Source organism: Chitinophaga sp. YR573 (genome assembly GCF_900110995.1).
GTDB lineage: Bacteria > Bacteroidota > Bacteroidia > Chitinophagales > Chitinophagaceae > Chitinophaga.
In genome coordinates this window covers 3,593,058-3,612,544 of record NZ_FOJF01000001.1, presented here as the reverse complement: position 1 = coordinate 3,612,544, position 19,487 = coordinate 3,593,058, and the positions used below count along the sequence as shown (strand labels likewise).

The 19,487-nt window shown below is 43.6% G+C and carries 6 protein-coding genes; all 6 read right to left on the bottom strand.

Going from position 1 to position 19,487, the window contains the following annotated elements; all coding sequences use genetic code 11:
- Window positions 1-15 precede the first annotated feature (15 nt).
- The 6 genes from BMW86_RS15285 to BMW86_RS15260 are packed head-to-tail and all read right to left on the bottom strand — an operon-like array spanning window position 16 to window position 19,291.
- Entirely contained in the window at window positions 16-3,297 is a 3,282-nt protein-coding gene (locus BMW86_RS15285) for a PKD domain-containing protein (protein WP_089782592.1), read from the bottom strand.
- Complete coding sequence (locus BMW86_RS15280) at window positions 3,294-12,191, bottom strand: right-handed parallel beta-helix repeat-containing protein (protein ID WP_089782591.1); 8,898 nt, start codon at window positions 12,189-12,191, stop codon at window positions 3,294-3,296. Before BMW86_RS15280 ends, BMW86_RS15285 begins: the two co-directional genes overlap by 4 nt.
- 21 nt (window positions 12,192-12,212) lie before the next feature.
- Window positions 12,213-13,508, bottom strand: coding sequence for a DUF4302 domain-containing protein (locus BMW86_RS15275; RefSeq protein ID WP_089782590.1), 1,296 nt, complete (start codon window positions 13,506-13,508; stop codon window positions 12,213-12,215).
- A 16-nt stretch (window positions 13,509-13,524) separates the two neighbouring features.
- A complete protein-coding gene (locus tag BMW86_RS15270) occupies window positions 13,525-14,433 on the bottom strand; it encodes a zinc-binding metallopeptidase (protein ID WP_089782589.1) in 909 nt (302 codons plus the stop codon).
- A gap of 18 nt (window positions 14,434-14,451) precedes the next feature.
- Window positions 14,452-15,900: a RagB/SusD family nutrient uptake outer membrane protein gene (locus tag BMW86_RS15265; RefSeq protein ID WP_089783694.1), complete on the bottom strand. Its 1,449-nt coding sequence runs from the start codon at window positions 15,898-15,900 to the stop codon at window positions 14,452-14,454.
- 10 nt (window positions 15,901-15,910) lie between these two features.
- Entirely contained in the window at window positions 15,911-19,291 is a 3,381-nt protein-coding gene (locus BMW86_RS15260) for a SusC/RagA family TonB-linked outer membrane protein (RefSeq protein WP_089782588.1), read from the bottom strand.
- Between the last annotated feature and the right edge of the window lie 196 nt (window positions 19,292-19,487).

Sequence of the window (19,487 nt, the reverse complement as noted above, 5' to 3'; positions counted from 1 at the left end):
GCATTTTATTTTTTATTATTTTAATATCACTACATACCCTGTCAGAGGTGCAGATCCATCCTTTAGTTTTATTACATAATAGTAGGTAGCCAGTGGTAACGTGTTACCATTGTACATTCCATCCCATGGGCGATCATACCCGGTCGATTTAAACACCAACTGCCCATAGCGGTTAAAGACTTCTACAGTACTGTTTCGGTAATCGGCCAGGTTTGTGATCATCCATGTATCATTTATATGATCGCCGTTAGGAGAAAACGCGTTGGGAATTTTCACTGGTTTATACACTTTCACTTCCATGTCATCGCTGGCAGTACAACCACTCAACCCCGTTGCCGTAAGCGTATATTTTTCATCATGTAAAGCAATTAACTGAGGGTTCAATACAGTAGAAGATGTCAGTTCTATCGCCGGCGTCCAGCTGAAAGTAAGTCCTGTTACATCATTCACTACCGGCTGAAACTGTACCGTAGTGCCATATTCCACCGTGAAAGAAGGGCCGGCATCTATCACTGGTTGCAGGAACACTCTTACATCCTGTGTGGCAGGATCAGAGATACAACCTGCGCTGCTGGTCACTGCCAGCTGCACCGTATAGTTACCTGGTTGCGTATAACGTTTATCCGGGTTACGTACATTATCATTCGTACCATCTCCAAAATCCCATGCCCATTCCTGTACTGTACTATTCAGCGCTGTACTCTTATCTGTAAAAGCATTATCCGCACCCTGGCATAAAGTATCTGCTGCTGTAGCAAAATCTGCTACAGGTTTCTCATAAAATGCTTTTAATGCTTTCGTAGTATCATCTGTACAACCATAAGAAGTATTCACCCGCAGATTAACTCCGTAATTACCAGCAGTGGCATATATATGTGAAGGATTGATCTCATTTAAAGGACTGCTGCCATCTCCGAAATTCCACTGATAGGATAAAGGAGATTGATCAGATACTTTAGAGATATTGGTAAAAGTGGCTTTCCCTTCCGGCATACATACCGCCTTTGGCATAGTAAAATCTGCTACCGGTGTGGCATGTACAGCTATAGAAATAGTTGTATCCTTTACACAACTATGATCACTTGTCACCAGTAATTTCACAGGGAAAGTACCCGCTGTGGCATATATCTTATCAAAAGGATCTGCCACATTTTTCACCACTGTTGTACCATCTCCAAAATTCCAGTTCCAGCTATTTATCACACCTGTTGATTGATCAGTAACCGTTACCGGTAAACCCTGACAAACATCATTCAAAGAAAATGCTGCATGAGGAACAGGATACACATCCACATTAAAAGAAGTATCCGCCACACAACCTTCACCAGAAACAACTGTTAATTTTACCGGTATAGTACCGGCAGCAAACGACTGTGTAGTGTTTATACCATCTGTTTTCTTAACAGGAAAATCCCATGTCCAGCGATTAATATTATAGCCATTCCCTGTCTTTGTTCCGTTAAAATGAACAGAATCATAGGCACAACCCAATCCGTTTGTATAAGAAGCAACAGCAGCAGGTTTTCCTTTTACTGTTATCGTATAAATAATTTCTTCGGTGTTATTACAATTTTCAATGTGCGGGGCCGTAGACAATACAGAAATATCATAAGAACCTGCAGCAGCAAACTGGTAAGACTGCGGTAATGAATATTCATAGAATATCACTCCTTTTATATTCACCTGAGCAGTAGACACAGGCGCATTATCAACCACATCCGTACCTGGCGTGATAGCTGTTTTACTCAGCTGCCATACCAGTTTAACAGGTTGATAAGTGAAGAGTACGGAAAGGTTTACCGGTGTGTTTACACAGGTGTAAGCATTTTGTGTAGCAGACGTATCCAGTGTATTATGGATCTGTCCTATTGCATTCAGATTATTGATATAAGTACCTGCATTGTAACCATAACTCTCAAAGGAACCCAGCCCATAAGTAATCGCATTAAAAGAAGAATCACTCTGTACGATACATTGTGCATCCGCAGATTTCCATTTTTTTACCACTACCGTATAACCGGGTAAGTTAGGATGAGCATAAGACACATCATAAGTATTATTACCATCTATTTTTAAAGAAGTCAATCCGGCATCCGGGATGATCAGGATCAACCCGTTTATATCAATTACTTCTTTTGTATTACGATAGAATGCCACTCTTTTGGTAGCCTGCTCTATCGGGCTTATATAAATCATTTCGGGGTCTCCAATGTCCGCTGTATAAGGGCAAGCATCCATAGAAGACATGAACTGCGCCAGTAATACCGGTTTATCAGATTCTATATAATCCGCAGTCCTGCTTTGAAATTCATAACAGGAATGAGCGGTTAATCCTGTCAGTACCACCCCGTTCCTTTTTACAACAGTAGCAGGATCTTTTACAACAATTTTATACAGATTAGTCTGATAACTGGTAGCCGTTCTACCGGATATAGGAGCCGTCAGATATCTTTTACCCCATGCCTGGAAAGGGAATACCTGCTGCATATTATTATCTCCACTGCTGCCTGTTCCACCGGGACAGGAAATAGCCGTGCGACTACTACCGGAAAACACTGCTATCGGAAAACACTTGCCATTTGAATTACCTAAAGATTTTACCGTAGTACCTGTTAACTCCCTTCCTATCCCACTACCAAGCGAAGCGCCTATCAACTGATAAATATCTCCTTTATTCAATGTAACAGTGAAAGGAACGCCACCAGGACGACCATTACGGCTTAGTTCAGAAGGTGTAATCTCCACCACCGTATTATTCTCTTTGGCCACTACATACATCCAGGAAAAGCAGTTATCCGCATAATGCTGCTGACTGTTTAATGAAATATAAGAGTACCCCCAGGTATTGACCGGCATCAGCATAGTTGCACCCGAAGAGGCACTTCCAAAAATATGTGCATAGGCTACAATGGGAACATCACTTACTATATGAATCCCTTTATTTGTAAAAACACCTTCTCCTCCAGTACCTCCGTATGAAGGCGGCAATGAAACCAGACGCGCATCATCAGGTCCGCTTTTGGGAATGAGTGCGGTAGGGATAACGGTATTGGCAGGAATACTGTAACTCCTTGTCCAGGCAGTACCTTCAATCATTACCGTTACATTAGCCGCTTCTTCAGCGCTCAGGTAAAGGATCATTTCCTGTGTGTTGGTTAAACCGGGTTCCATAAACTGGTGATGCCCGTACCCTACCCAGAATTCTTTTCCTTTGTTGGAAAGCTCCTGTGCGTTTGCCATCCCGCTGAGTATCAGCAGGAGGCAAACAACAGGTGTTATGTGTTTTACTAATGTCATCTTATGAGGTTGATAATGCCTTTCTTTTCTACAGTACTTCCATCCAGCAATTGCAGCCTGCATACATACATGTACACTCCGGAAGGCTGTTGTTTTCCTTTGTAGACACCATCCCATCCTCTGTCCTGACTATCAGACTCAAACAATTTCTCACCCCACTGGTCAAAGATCATCAGGTGTATCGTTTTCACGATATAACCATACACTTTGAACGTCTCATTCACACCATCACCATTCGGAGTAAACACATTCGGGATATAGATACCATCCAGTAATGTAGTACCACTCACATTCGCACCATTCACCGTTTCACAACCCAATGCTCTGATGTGCAGCGTTACTTCCTGAGAAGGTTTCAATCCGCTGATAGTATATGACAGACCACTTACTGATGTCCAGGTCAATCCGTCTGTAGAGACTTCATACCCGGTAGCATTAGGAACAGCTGCCCATTTGAAACGAAGCGTGTTCACACCTGCAGAATCCAGTTGTGCAACAGGAGCCGTTAACAGTGGCAGTACCACCAGTTTAGCGATTGTGCGTTTTGGACCAGGACAACCATCCTTTATTGTTTCCAGGTAGTAAGTAGCAGTAACATTAGCCGCGCTGATATTAAGCGTACTGCCTGTTCCAACCAGCGCACCACCGGTCAGTGCATCATACCAGTTATAGTCTACACCGGTAGCAGGGCTCTGTACAGAGAAGGAAGCAGCAGTTCCTATACATGTGGTGATAGAGTCCGTTGTCAGTATACCGGAAGCAGGTCCTTTTACTACTATGTTACCAGTCGTATCCGCGGTACAACCATCTGCTGCGATGATATCAAAGTTCACAGCGTAAGTACCACCGTTACCATACAGGTGAACAGGATTCTGTAACAGACTGGTAGCAGCATCTCCAAATGCCCAGCTCCATTTATTGATCGCAGCAGCATTGCTGGTAACTGCCATTCCTTTAAACCTTACGGAGTCACTTACACAACCGTTAAAGGCATAAGTGAAACTCACTACCGGTGCAGCAATTACAGTGACTGGTAAATAAGTAACCAGTTTGTTATCGCAACCTTCCAGTGTAGGATCTATCATTGTTACCGGTACATAATAAGTACCTGCTTTAGTGAAAGTATAATCCTGTTTAATGGCAAAGCGATAGTACTTTCTGCTGTTGGCTACAAATGAATCAACCGGAACAGGATTGGTTTGTGTTACATCTGTTGCAGGAGTAATATTGCTCACCTGACTAATACCCCATACAATGGATGCTGGTTTTTGTGTAGCGATAAATGTAAACCTGAAAGGTGTGTTGGCACAAGTGTGATCGCTCACCGAAGTACTGTCGCTGTTTGTATTTGTAATAGATGTTCTTGTGTTCAGGTTCCTCACCAGCGTACCGGCATTGTAACCGTAGCTTTCGTTTTCACCAAGACCGTAAGTAATGGCAGTGAAGGCAGAATCACTCTGTACGCTGCTCTGTGCCTGTTCAGCATCCCAACGTTTTACGACTACCGTATAACCAGCCAATGCAGGATGTTTGTAAGTATAGTCGAATGTGCTGCTACCATCAATCTTCAGTGTAGATACACCTCCATCAGGGATGATCAGCGTCAGCAGGTTAGCCTCAATGCTTTCCTGTGTATTACGATAGAAACCTGTCTTTTTAATACCCTGTTCAATAGGGCTCAGATAAATCATTTCAGGATCTCCATATCCACCGGTATTGAAACACTCTGTCCATGAAGCCATGTACTGAGCCACCATGATGGGCTGATCTGCCTGAATATAATCTGCGGTAGTACTGTTGTACTGATAGTAACGGTTATTGATCAGTCCTGTTAACACGGTACCATTCCTCTTCACCACTGTAGCAGGGTCTTTTACCTGTACACGGTACACATTGCCCATCAGTACCCCCGGATCTTCATCAGTAGAAGTAGGCGCTGTCAGATAACGTTTGCCCCATGCCTGAGAAGGGAAGTTCTGCTGGATAATGTTATCACCGTTACCACCGCTGCCACTGCCTGCACAGCTGATGCTGGTACGGCTGCTACCGGTGAATACACCAATAGGATAACATTTGCCGGAAGCATTGGATACAGACCTGAACCTGGTACCAGTGATATCGTAGCCAAGGCCACCACCTATTCTTGCTCCCAGTACCTGGTAAATCTCTCCTTTATTTAATACTACTGTGAACGGTACGTTTGCCGGATGACCACCTTCTGTTGGTACGGATGGGGTAATCTCTACCAGTGTATTCGGCTGGTCAGCTACTACATAACTCCAGGAGTAATCGAGATAACTGTAAGACTGATTATACCCTAATGCATAGTATTCATATCCGTAAGTACCTACCGGTAATAACATGGTAGCTCCTGATGATTCATGACTATAAATATGTGCGTATGCTACAATCGGTTTGGTACTTTCAATACTGATGCCTTTATCAGACACCCCTTCTGTCAGTAACCTCGCATCTTCAAGACCCTGTTTAGGAATCAGGTCACTTGTGATAGCGGTATTCGCAGGGATATGATATGTTTTTATCCAGCTGGTATTATTGATCTTCACGGTTACATCAGCATCTTCATTCGCAGCACTCAGGTACAATACCATGTTCTGTGCATTGTTCTCTGTAAAGTATTCGTGATGACCATAACCTACCCAGAAGCGGGTACCTGTGTTGGAACTATCCGCAGGAGAGATCACAACCGGCACTACTGCTCTTGCACTGTCTACCAGACCGGTAAATTTGCCTAAGAAGCTGAGTTTGGATTCTGTGAGATAATTAGCGGGATCATTTACCGTGCTGCTATCTCCTGTTATCCATTTATCAGCAGCATCTGTTCTGCCCAGTTGTAACAGCGACTGATTTTTCACAGTACCCTGCCATGGGTCCATATAGTACTGTTTCAGCGTATAGTTGTAAGCGCCGCTGCCGGTTACATTTACATTGGTATAGAAGTACATGTACTGTGCAGCAGGAGATAATCCCGTTGGTACAGTACCGGTATAACGCTGTAAAGTGATAGCAGAAGGAATAGCGCTCGCTGCATCCCATTTAAGGGTAGCTACCGTATCAGAACCAAACATAAATGTTTGTGTACTGCCTGCAACCGGTATAGCTGGTATGCCTGTCAATGCAACAGGTACGGAAGTGGGAGCAAATTCAAATGCGCCCATATCCGGTACGCCTGTTTCTAATGTAGTTGGCCTTAGTTGGTTATTGAAATCATGATTGTTACCTGGAACCTGTACACCACGGCCATTCAAAGCCCATACATCTGTACTTGTCACATCCGGTCTGAGGTCGCTGGCGCTTACAAACGCTGGTTTGTACACCATGGAATGCTGTTCCTGTTTGGTAGCCGCAACAAAAGCGGGTAAGGAAGCATAGTCCGCAGTACGGGTAGAAGCCAGCACCGTTCCAGTAGTATACAGCGTATTGAAGTCCGTATTTTCATACTGGTAATTATATACATACAACGCTCTGCGACCTGCTCCATGTGCAAAGATGTTATTCCTTACTACTACAGTTGGCTTACTTTGTCTCAGGTAAGCAGCTGTATTTTTTGTACCGCTGGTAGGAGACGTATTGTAAATGCTGTTATTAGTATAGCTCGCATTTTCTTCCCCCTGCACATACAAGCCACTGGCTACTGAAGAGGTGGTTTTAATGCTCACCACATTGTTCACTGCATTCAGGAACTGGTTGTTACCCGTATAGATACCATACAAATCGCTGGTATTACCGTTCAAGGCCAGGATAGTATTTCCTTCTATGGAACCGGAACCTGCAATCGAAGCGCCACTGTAAGTAAAGTTGATACCGTATGCAGGGCTGTGCGCATTATTGATAGTGATGTGGTTATGAGTAACAGTACAGATACTGTCTCCATACTGAACAAAAATACCAGAAACGCCGTATCCCGGTGCATTCAGATCCACTGTATTATTATTAATCTTCAGGTGGTTGCTCAGCATCGTATAGATACCATTTGAATAAGCACCTGAGATCTTATTACTGTCAATGACATGATCATGGTAATAAGTCTGCTGATTTACACCAGCCAGCCATATACCATTGTCTCCATTCTGAATGGTATTGCCCTTGATTACGTTATCGATACCTGTAAACTGATCTGCATAAATACCTGCGATATCAGGAGTAGAGAATGTAGCTACCGGAGCAATGATGGTGTTATTCGTTAAGCTGTCATGAGAGGTAGCACCTGCCATATAGATCACCCTTCCGTAATCAGGGCCATCTGCCTTCAGTGTGATAGCATTGTAAGTAACGTAGTCAGCACTGTCAAGTGTCAGTACATAGTTATCGCCTGGGTCAACCGCTGCGTAAGTGAGTGTAACCGAAGTTGCATCATTGTTAGCGCTGGTGAAAGCCACACGTGCATTCACACCGGAACCTGCTACATGGTGCATCCTCACCTGTTCATTATAAGTACCCGGAGATACCAGGAAGGTCACATTACCGGTAATACCACATTCCAGTGCCGCTACTGCAGCGTTGAAAGTCTGGAAGTTGGTCACACCCGCAGGTAATGCAGGATTGATCGTATAGAAACCCGACTGGAACGCTGCATTCATATTCACACTGGCCGGAGCAGAGTAAACGGTAGTACCGCCACAAGTCACGCCACAACGGAAGTAATTGCTAAACGTCAGCGCTATAATTGTTTCAGGAATATATTGCAGATCTCCAAAGTCTGTCCACGGACCCGTTGCAGATTTTGCACTCTGCCACTGGTAAGTTTGTGTACCACCCGTGGTGTTACCTGTTAAACTCAGTTTCACACTGTCTCCTAAACAAGCACCTGTAGCCGGAACAACAACTGTAGTACCAGCTACCGGAGGAGCAGCACATGCCGGAATACTGATTTCAAACGCGCCCATATCCGGAGTGGTAGTACTCCTGGTTACACCATTAATGTCTTTGCTAACAGGAACAGGTGTACCTGTATTATCCAGCGGAGAAATAACAGGAGCAAGATTACCGTTGGTTACATCTGCATATACAGGTTCTACATTGGTAGAATGTGCTTCCTGCAGACTTGCTGCTTTCCAGCCGGCTAATGTGGTATAAGCGATATTATCCGTTCTTCCGATGTAATTAACAACACCGCCTTTTACAGAGTAGTTGTTATTATCAAGCGTGATACCATCCACTTTATTCATCGCATTCATCGCCGTCTTCTCACCTGTACCTCCTCTTGTAATACGAACAAGATTATTCCTGATGATCATTCTTGTTACATCTCCGTAAAGTACAAAACCATTCACACCACTGGTGTTAGCAACAGCAGGAAGATTAACATCTATAGTATTATGATAGTAAAGGGTATTGTCTGAACCATTTGTATAGATAGCATCAATGCTACCGGTTGTATTAACATTGTAGATCACATTATTCCTTACCACATTCTCCGTTGGATTGTTATCATCAGAGCGATCCATTTCAATACCGGTAAAGCTGGCATAAGCAGAAGGATCTGCGCCACATGGATTAAAGATCCTGTTGTTCTCTATCACCAGGCCGCTATGACCATCAGAAACAATCCCAACAAAACTGTTAAGATCTGTACGGGTAGGTCTGCTTATTTTATTTCCGGAAATCAATGTATTGGAAACTCCGGTGATATAAATACCAACTCTGTAGAAATCGCGGATATCATTATTGGCGATCGTGTTACCCTTAATAATACCAGCGTAATAACCCATCAGCGTAATACCACCATCACCACCGGTAATCGTATTATTTTTGATAGTATTACCATCACAATTAGAACCCGTAGACCCGGCATAATCTTCGGCACCTGTGATAGCGATACCTGTATATTCACTTCCACTATTATAAACAGTGGGCACAGTAATCTTACATCTGCTTACAACGTTGCTATCAGCATTATTCAACAACTGCACACCATATCCATAAGTACCGGTACCTGTAGCATCTATCACCAGACTATCAATAATCACATGGTCTGTACTTCTCAGTTTGATGACTGAACGTTCGAATGAATTAATGGAGCTGAACGCTATCGTGTTACCATTACCGTTAAATGTAACAGTATTCACCGCAGAGCTGCCTTTGATACTATCCAGTATCAGTTGCTCATTGTAAGGACCGGAATTAGCCACTACATTAAATACGACCGGACCGGTAATACCACATTGCAGGGCCTGACTGGCAGCCGTGAAACTCACATAGTTGGTGGCACTGGCAGCAGCTCCTTTGTTAATGGTATACACACCAGTTGGTACCGGTGGATTTACTGTTAAAAGTATAGGGGTAGAATAGGACGCATTACCACTGCAGGTTAATGCTACACGGTAATAAGTAGAAACAGTTCCGGTAATGGTAGTATCCGAACCATCCATCACAGCGCCCAGTGAAGTAAAAGTAACGCCATCGGGAGAAGATTGCCACTGGTAAGTTTGTCCCACTCCTATTGAGTTACCTGTTAATCCCAGTACTACCTGTGTATTCGCACAAATAGGGTTGGCAGATAAAATAGTAGTACCAGGCGTTGGTGGCGCAGTACATGCAGGAGGTGTAAACTCATAGGCCCCTACATCCGGTTTGGTCGTACTACGTACAGCACCGGTAATATCTTTGGTAATATTTACAAATACACCCTGATCGTTCAGTGAATTGTTCTGCGGCATGTAGTTACCGGCAGTCACATCAAAGAACAAAGGATTCATTGCAACAGAGGTAGCATCCCCGCCAAAAGCAACTTTCCATTGTGCCAGTGTCTGATAATCAGCAGCACCATAATAACCGGTAGCACCCTGCTGTACAGAGTTAGCTATGTAGTAGTCATTGTGGTCAGCGATTACAGTACCCGGATCAGCTTCCACATATAGTGCATACTTCTTACCGGCACCAGCCCTGGTGACATGAATAATGTTGTTCTTAAAGTTGATACCACCACAATAGGGATCTACATAAAAACCGTAAGCTGTGTAAGTAGCAGCAGTGCTGGCACCATCCAACGCTATCGTGTTATGATAGAACCAGGCATTATTACAGGCAGACACATGAATGCCTTCCGCATTCCCCCCGGCAGTAAAATTATAAATGAGGTTATTGCTGATCACATTTTCCAATCCCGGCAATGCTCCTGCACTTTCTATATCAATACCAAAACAGTAATCAAGATTATCAGGAGTACCACCATAAGGATTACTGATCCTGTTACCATTAACGTTCAGCTTAGTATTAAGACCGGTAAGATACAGGCCATAAAACTGCCAGGTGGTGGTACGTGCAGGACGACTGATCTCATTTCCTTCTATCAACAGGTTAAATGTGCCCTGCGCATTGATACCTCCATGATGGAAATCATGAATAGTATTATTGATGATCTTATTATTACCAGCTGCATCTACCAGGTTACCATACATCGTGATACCATAATAGCCACCCGTAATAGTGTTATTACTGATGGTATTGTTATCACTTTTTGAATTTTCATCCGTCAGGAAATTACCTCCGCTGATAACAATACCAGCAAAGTTCTGCGAACCGGATAACAGGTCTGATGTAATCCTACAATTATTGATAATGTTAAAATCTGCGTCATTCGTCAGATGAATACCAAATCCATATTCATTGTAACCACTACCATCTGTTTTAATATCCAGATCGTTGATGATGATATAATCTGCCCCATCCAGTTTTATAACAGCCGGACTTGTACTAATAGCAGATAAATAATGAATATTATTGCCATTACCATTGAAAGTAATAGTGTTGGTAGCAGATGCTCCCGGAATAGCCGGGATCACCACCTGTTCATTATAAGGGCCACTGGCAGTTACTACATTAAATACAACTGCATTGCTGATGCCACATTTGATAAAGTTAACAGCATCATTAAACGACTGAAAATTACTTCCACCTGTAGCAACTGCACTGTTAATAGTAAAAGTACCACTTACAGGAGAAGGTGATACGCCCTGTACACTGGCAGAAAAAACAGAAGATCCACCACAGCTTACAACACAACGATACCAGGTGTTAACGGTTTGTGTAGCAGTATAACTACCTGTTGTAGCACCGGTGATATTCGACCAGGTACTGTTATCCAGAGATGATTGCCACTGGAATGTTAAACCGGAAGCAATCGTAGTGCCACTCAGGGAGAGGTTTACTTTACCTGTAGTGCATATTTCAGAAGCATCTATAACAGGCGTACCTGCAACAGGTGTACCTGTACAGGCAGCTGCGGCTGTCCATGCAAACACAATATCCGGGCGGTTACTTAAAGTACCGGTATTGGCTGTATTCGTAGTAGCACAAAGGTTACCCTCGCCATAAGCCCTGTAAGTATGTGAAGCATTAAAAGGCAGATTAGTAGTATACTGTACTTCGGGGTTCTGATCACTCGTTTCACCACTGTTATCCCCGTTACATATTTCCACTACAATGTTATCCATACCATTCCAGGTAAAATTGGCAGCAAACGCAAAAGTATTTGTACCGGTTACGGGCTGATACATGGCAGGGCCATATACCACACTACTCACAGTTTCCCAGGTAGTCTGGTTTAACTGAGAGGCTGAAACGGTACCTATCTTAATAGTGTAGTTTTCTATCAATCCTCCGCCACGCAGGTTCAGCACCTTAAAACTAAGTGCGCTGATAACACCTGCGCCCATACCGGCCGCCTGTAGCTCAGATGCCTTGTACAGGTATTGCGCCCTGGCCCCATCATAATAATCCTGCAAAGGACAGGGATACCAGCTCTCTTCATTACCGAAGGTCCCTGCGCCTATACTGATATTCGTCTGGGCACGTACGCTCAGTATGCTCATCAGCAATACTGCGACCAGCCAGGTTACTCTGCAAAAGGAATAAGTAGTATACCGTTTCATATCAAAAGCTCTTTTAGATTTTTAGTTCCAGGATATCCAGGCTTTGCCATCTTTTGCACTTACCATATCGTAAGTAGCACTTCCGGTGCGTACCAGGTAGAATCCTGTGCTCTCTGAAATTTTTGTAATTGTATTTATGATGGGGGTCGCATCATCAGGGTAAGTGCCCAGGTCGCCCAGGTAAGGGAAAACGATTCTGCCGTCTGTGGTATAGTTGGGAGCACTGAAAGCAGGACCATACTCTATGCTGGGTTGGGTAACACCGTCATACGTCACAAAACTCAGCAGATCATAGTTAATGCCGGAACTCGTCCCAAACTGCGGATAAAACAGCAGCAGGTAGTAATTCGGTAAGGTCTGGATACCATAGGCATCATCTACACCGTTTACATGGAAGCCGGTTACAGACTGCCAGTAAGAGCCAATCACCGCGTTATACCATGCTTTAGGAGCAGTCTTGTCTATCACTGTTGGTTTAGCTATTTCCTTAATAGTACCTGCACTGCCGTTTACGGTGAAGCTCAATGTAGTGGTGGAAGGGCTCCAGGTAACGTTATTAAAAGCAGTTATACTGCCATTTACTGCAGGATAAAAAGCAACACCATCCGGTGTGTAATAGAACCCTGTGATCTCTACATGCTCTGCACCGCTTTCATCTATCCAGCTGAATTTAGCGCTGCGGGTGAAGATGTTAAATGCAATATCATAGTTTACGCCACCGGTAGTTAAGCGTTTGAAGTAGGTAAGATATTTATCAATATTATCTATCAGCCTGTTACTTTGCTTACCGTAATAAGCCGCTTCTTCTTCCGCAGTAGCTTTGATGATCATCGCCTTGCTGCCATGGAAACGACCTGTCAGTTTCATAGTATCACCAGACATACCATCAATGGAAAATTCAAAATCAGAATACAATCCTTCTCCATATACACCACCATTTACAGCAGCATCGGGATCACTTAAAATATGTATATAGGAATAGGAATCGAATAAAAGACTGGGTTGTTGCAATGCCTTTAAGCGATAACTGCTTTCCTTCATGGTAATAGAAGAAACACTGTCGTAATCAGCAAACATCTGTACCCTGTTGGAATCATTAAACTTGAAATAGAAAGCAAATACACCATGGTCCAGTCCATCAGGAAGCACCAGTCCTTTCCATCCATGCTCTGCACCAGACAGAATTTTCTGGTATTTATTCAGTGTATCATTCAGCCTGGTATCGGGAGAAGCCCCGAATAAATTATCATCATCCGACTTTTTACAGGCAGCCAGTACGGTGATAGTAAGAAATATAAAGAGTAGCTGTTTGCGCATAGTTGTAATTATAGAATTAGTAAAGTAGCTGCTCAACAGCTTTGCGTGTTCTTGTTTGCAGACTGTAGAAATCAATGTTCCAGGCAGATTTAAAGTATCCGACTACCATCGCTTCTTTTTGTCGTAATGCCGACTGAGCAGCAGCTTGTGTAACGCCATTCACTGTTCCTTCAGGAATACTGTTTACCAGGTTGTCAAAGGCAGCTCTGCCATCTGTCAGCATCAGGGAAACGGTTTCCACGAAATCATCATCATAACCAGACATCGCATAAGGAGTGATAAACCCGGTGCTATGTGCTTCCTCATCAGAAATGTTATTCCAGTTAGCAGTATAATGCCCTGTAGAGATCTGTTTGAAGGCAGGTGGGTATAATATATTCTGATGAAGGATATGCCCGAATTCATGCTCTATTACGTGGAAGATTTGTTTTATCACCACAGAATCAGATAACTTATAACCGGGAGAGGTTTTAGTGCGGAAGTCGTTGATAGAATACAACACTACTTTACGTCCGCCTTCTGCAGTACCCAGCGTGATGGTACCATTGTCTACATTCCAGCTGGCACTACCGCAAAGGATCAGGAACTTAGGACTGTAACGTTTAAAGAATATATCTCCTGCTTCAGCGATGTAGGTATCTATCCATACTTTCTGAATAGCAGATATTGCAGGCTTCACCATAGATTCATCCGGTGGTACCAGTGTTTTATCCAGTTCAAACTCAAACTGGTCCCATTTATATTTTACTTCGATATTATAAGGTGCCACCATGGAATCATGTAACCACAGGTCCAGTGGAGTTTTAGCCCAGGTATCTCCACCCAGGCCGGGGATATCTTCAAGGTTATCCGGTTTGTCGTCCTTGGAGCAGGCTCCAAGAGTAGCAACAGTTAAAAGGATAAAAAATGTCTTTATAATTTTCATATGAATATTTTAATACGGTTATCTTGGATTCAATGCGATTCCGGAAGTCTTTGCAGATGCAGGTATCTGGAACACCCTGCGCAGATCATTCACTTCAAGTGTCATCACGTTACCAGTGCTTGTTACGTGTGTAACAGGTACTTTGTAGCGTGCCAGATCGAACCAGCGCATTCCTTCCTGTACATATTCCGCTCTTTTAAAATCCATGATGGTTTGTATCAGTGCCTGCTGTGTATTTGAGATACTGTAGAAAGCCTTGATGCCAGCGAGTGTTATTGTATTTACAGCAGGGTCGTAGTTAGCTACCGTTTTACTCGCAAACAGGTTTAGATCGGCTAATACAGCAGTGGTGTTGTTCAGGTAAACATTCGCTTCAGCCCTGTTGAACAATACTTCTTCTGTAGTAAATAAAGGCACCATTACATAAGCGGTACCGATAGAAGCATTCACAGAAGATTTTACGAAGTACTCTGTGATTTTAGGTACGAAGTAATTCTTCTCTCCCTGTGTATATACAGGGAATGCCCAGTCACCACCGGTAACATTGGCTCCCAGTATTTCCCTGAACAGCGTATAGTTCATTCCAAAACGGTACTGCGCTAAATAGCGGCCATATACAGATGGTGTTTCTACCAGCAGCAGGTTTGCCTTTTCGGAAGAGTTAGAATAGGTATTCCATAATGCAGCAGGCGTCATAGTAGCATACGTTGTATTCCAGGGACGCATATTGTCTGCAATGTTGTTGGCAGGGAATACCATGGCAGCATATGCCGCCGCTTTTGCGTAGTTCTTTTTGAACAGGTAAAAGCGGGTGGCAAATGCATAAGCCGCAGCCTGGTTAAAATGATAACGTGGAACTTTATAACGGTCATCACGGATCAGTGGCAATCCTTCCAATAAATCTTTCTCAATCTGCTCATACACATAAGCCACTGTTTTCCTTTCATATTGTTTCATTACTACATCTTCCGGTACTGTTACATAAGGAATACCGGGATCAGTAGCAGCGGTAGTAGAATCATATAATTTAGAGAAGAAATTTACCAGCATAAAATGCGCGTAAGCTCTTGCTACCAGCGCTTCTCCCTTTTGCTGAATATAAGCGGCCGTATCAGGAGCTGCATTACATGCCAGTATAGCATTGTTGGTAACAGCAATAGCGGCATAACAGGCACGCCAGTATGATTCCGGACTGTCATCATCACTGGACTCCACATCATTAAAATAAAAAGGATCTCTGTTCACTTTATCATCCTGTCCTGTTCCCTTATCTTCTACGTTATCAGAGGAAGCCTCGCAGAAGGTCATATAATTGGATTGAGGATAAGCCGTACCTAATAACTGACTTACTTTTTCCGGTGTATCCAGTAGTGTCCAGGTACTATCCGGAGATTTTTCCAGGTATTTCTTACATCCTGCGAAACCCAGGGTGCTGATTAAAAGAATATATAGTGCTGATCTTTGCATGCTTGTCATTTTAAATGCCCACTTTAAGAGATACTGTTACTTGCTTCTGTATAGGTTGTGCTACCCCGCCGGAGTTGAAGAATTCCGGGTCCTGACCTCTTAATTTCTTATCTGAATAGATGAGCCACATATTGGTAGCAGCGCCGGTTACCATCAGACTTTTAAAGCCTGAACGTTTTACAATTGCTTCCGGTACTACATAAGTAAGAGAGACTGTTTTCAAACGGATGAAATCTCCTTTGGCAACTCTTTCAGATGAATAGTTGTAGTTGTTATAAGGATAAGAACCACTGATCACCATTTTTTCAAAAGCATCTACCAGGGATGGTACAGCTGTAGTTCCTTCATCATGAGGCATTACCCAACGGTCATAAAATTCATTTGGCATAGCATCCAGGTCTGAATAGGAAGTTTTAAAAGCAGGATATAACCTGATTTTATTACCCCATTGGTAGGTAACAAATACGTTCAGAGAGAATGCTTTGTAACGGAAGGTATTGGAGAACCCACCCGTTACCGGTGGATCTACAGGGCCTTCATATTTCAGGTAAGCAACGGAATCAGCCTGCAGGTATACATTGGTACCTGTAGAACCATCTTCAGTTGTGAAGGAAGGCACACCGCTGTGTGAGTCCAGTCCTCTGTAAGCAATAGAGAACAGGCTGCGTACAGGATATCCTTCTACGTTTCCACCTTCTGCAGATACCAGATCGAAGATGATAGGTGCATTCTTCGCATTGGTGATTTTGTTCTTGTTGTATCCGAAGGTGAGGTTGGTTCTCCAACCCCAGTCTTTATGACGGATTACTTCTCCGCCAATCATCAGCTCAATACCTTTGGAATCCATATCTGCGTAGTTAGCCGCTTTAAAGGTTTCACCACCGATACCGGAAGTTTTGATAACACTGATGAGGTCAAAACTTTTACGTTTGTAAAGGTCCAGGGTGAAGTTCAGCCTCCTGTCAAGGAAGCCGCCTTCCAGCCCTGCATTAGAAGTATACAATTTTTCCCAGGTTAATTCTTTGTTCTGCAAGTGCGCCAGGTCTATCACAGATTCTACTTCACTCAGATGTGCACGGTTGGTATTAATAGTATGGTATACAATGTTGGAGTTGGTAGCAGGGCCCATACTGGCAGTTAAACCATAGCTGGCACGCAGCGACAGGTAATCTACCCAGGTAGCAGGCTGCATAAAGGATTCCCTGTCCAGGTTCCATCTGCCGGCAAAGCTCCAGGTAGGTAACCAGCGGGCAGCGGAAGAAGAACCTAAGCGGTTGGAACCATCGTAACGGGCATTGGCGCTTACATTATATTTATCTCCGTAAGAGTAATCAGCAGTACCATAGAAAGCAACAAACCGGTCGAAGTCTTTGCTCATACCATAGTAAGGGAAGTTGCCTTCAATGGTTTGTTTCAGGATGCGGTAGTCTACATAAGGGACACCACCATTATTATACTGATAGCCATATCCGGTGCTGGATGAATTTTGTCTGTCGGCATATTTCACCTGCTGACCACCGAGAACATTCAGTGTATGGTTACCACCCAGGGAAACATCATAACGTAAAGTGTTACGGAAGTCGTAGTTCATCAGCTGATCTTCTGTACGGTTGTAGAAACCACCATAAGGCAGTACAATCACGGGCAATGCATCCGGGTTGTCCGGGTCTGTATACAGGAATTTGTTGTTAGCTGCGATAGTCGCATTGTCTGCCGCCCTGTAGGCATTTGCCATGTTGGAATGTTCAGTGATCTGGTGTTCACGGGAAGATTTCACATAACGTAATGCGCCTACGAAATCGTAGTGCAGGTGAGGCGTGATTTTCCATCCGAAGTCGCCCTGCAAACGCAGGTCCATTACGTTCAGATCTATATAGTTGTTCTTAAGTTCATTGATGATGTTGAAGCCGTTGAAGTTGCGTCTGAAATATTCCAGGTCGCCGTTTTCATCATACGCCGTGATAGTACGGCTGGTATTCAGCGCATAACTGAAAGGATTGATATCAAAGTCGCGGTCGTACTGTCCTTCAACAGGGTTACTGGTACGGGTTAAAGCACCCGGAGCCCTTTGCTGGCGAACAGAAGCGATAGTAGAAAATCCTGCACTTACTTTATCAGAGAACTTGTAGTTATTTCTGAAATTGAGGGTGTAACGTTTTACTTTATCTGCAATAGTCCATCCGTTATCACCATAATAACTGGTAGAGAAATAAGATTGTGATTTATCTGTACCGGAAGAGATACTCAGGGAATGTTCCTGCATGAAGTTATTCCTGAACAGGATATCGAACCAATCCGTATTCGCTCTGCCATAACGCATCAGGAAAGCCTTACGCGCCTCTGGTGTATTTTCCAGTTTGAAGTTACCGTTGGCATCAGCCTGTAACGCTTCATACATCTTTCCAAACACACCATTATCTGAGCGGGAAAGGATATCCGGTGTAAGGGTACCTTTACGCTCCAGCTCTCCTAAAACAGACATCTGCCTGCCGGAGTTCATGATATTAAAATTACCGTAAGTAGGTTTTAACTGCGTAGTGAAGCTGCTGCTGTAGGTAATAACCGGTTTACCCGCTTTACCTTTTTTGGTGGTGATGACGATCACACCATTCATCGCACGGGCGCCATACAGTGCAGTAGCTGCCGCATCCTTCAGGATGTCGAAGCTTTCTATATCGTTTGAGTTCAATCCTGCTACAGCAGAACCCAGTAAGGTGGTAGGGTCACCGCTTGACAGTTGATCGTTAGAGATGTTAGCTACTTCTTCAAGTACTACGCCATCCACCACCCATAATGGTTTGTTATCACCATTAATAGAGGACGCACCACGGATACGTACTTTAGGCGCCGTACCAAATGTACCGGATACGTTCTGTATCGATACCCCGGCTGCACGGCCTTCCAGCATACGGCTCACGTCCGTCACACCTTCCAGTTTTACATCGTCTGCCTTTAATGATACTGCAGCACCCGCAAACTTCTTCTTGTCTACGTTCTGGAAGCCGGTAATCACCACCTCAGAGAGTACACCTTCTGTTCTGCTTAATACGACATTTAATATTGATTGTCCGCTAAACAATATTACCCGGGGTTGCTTACCCAGGTATCTGAAGCGGAGGCTGTCTCCCCTGTGGGCAGACAGGCTGAAGGAACCATCAACATTGGTTACAGTTCCTTTGTGTGTAGACATATTTTCTACAGACACATTTGGTAGCGGCACTTTTTCATCCGCATCGGTCACCTTTCCCTGCGCGCTGTTTGCTGGTAATGAATCTCGTAAGTTCTTTTTTTCCGACGCAAACAGATGCGTGGAGAAAATTAACATGAGGGTAATAATAATTATTCCTTTAAACGGCACAGGCAATTGATTACCATGTAGAGGTAATATCATAAATGATTTTGGTTTACGTAATAGATCCCGGTTACTTAAAATTTGTTTTGTCTTATATGTTCAGGTCGTCCTGTCGATTCTAGTTGTAACTATTTATTTATCAATGCAAAAAACCCCTTTAGAATATTGTGAACTCTCTGGTTGATTAAAAACCTAAAATTATTCCTGTTAACATAACATGGCCCCCCGGTAAACC

Coding starts and splice junctions, on each gene's coding strand:
- BMW86_RS15280 (WP_089782591.1), bottom strand. CDS start 12,191: ATGAAACGGTATACTACTTATTCCTTTTGCAGAGTAACCTGGCTGGTC.
- BMW86_RS15265 (WP_089783694.1), bottom strand. CDS start 15,900: ATGCAAAGATCAGCACTATATATTCTTTTAATCAGCACCCTGGGTTTC.
- BMW86_RS15275 (WP_089782590.1), bottom strand. CDS start 13,508: ATGCGCAAACAGCTACTCTTTATATTTCTTACTATCACCGTACTGGCT.
- BMW86_RS15270 (WP_089782589.1), bottom strand. CDS start 14,433: ATGAAAATTATAAAGACATTTTTTATCCTTTTAACTGTTGCTACTCTT.
- BMW86_RS15285 (WP_089782592.1), bottom strand. CDS start 3,297: ATGACATTAGTAAAACACATAACACCTGTTGTTTGCCTCCTGCTGATA.
- BMW86_RS15260 (WP_089782588.1), bottom strand. CDS start 19,291: ATGATATTACCTCTACATGGTAATCAATTGCCTGTGCCGTTTAAAGGA.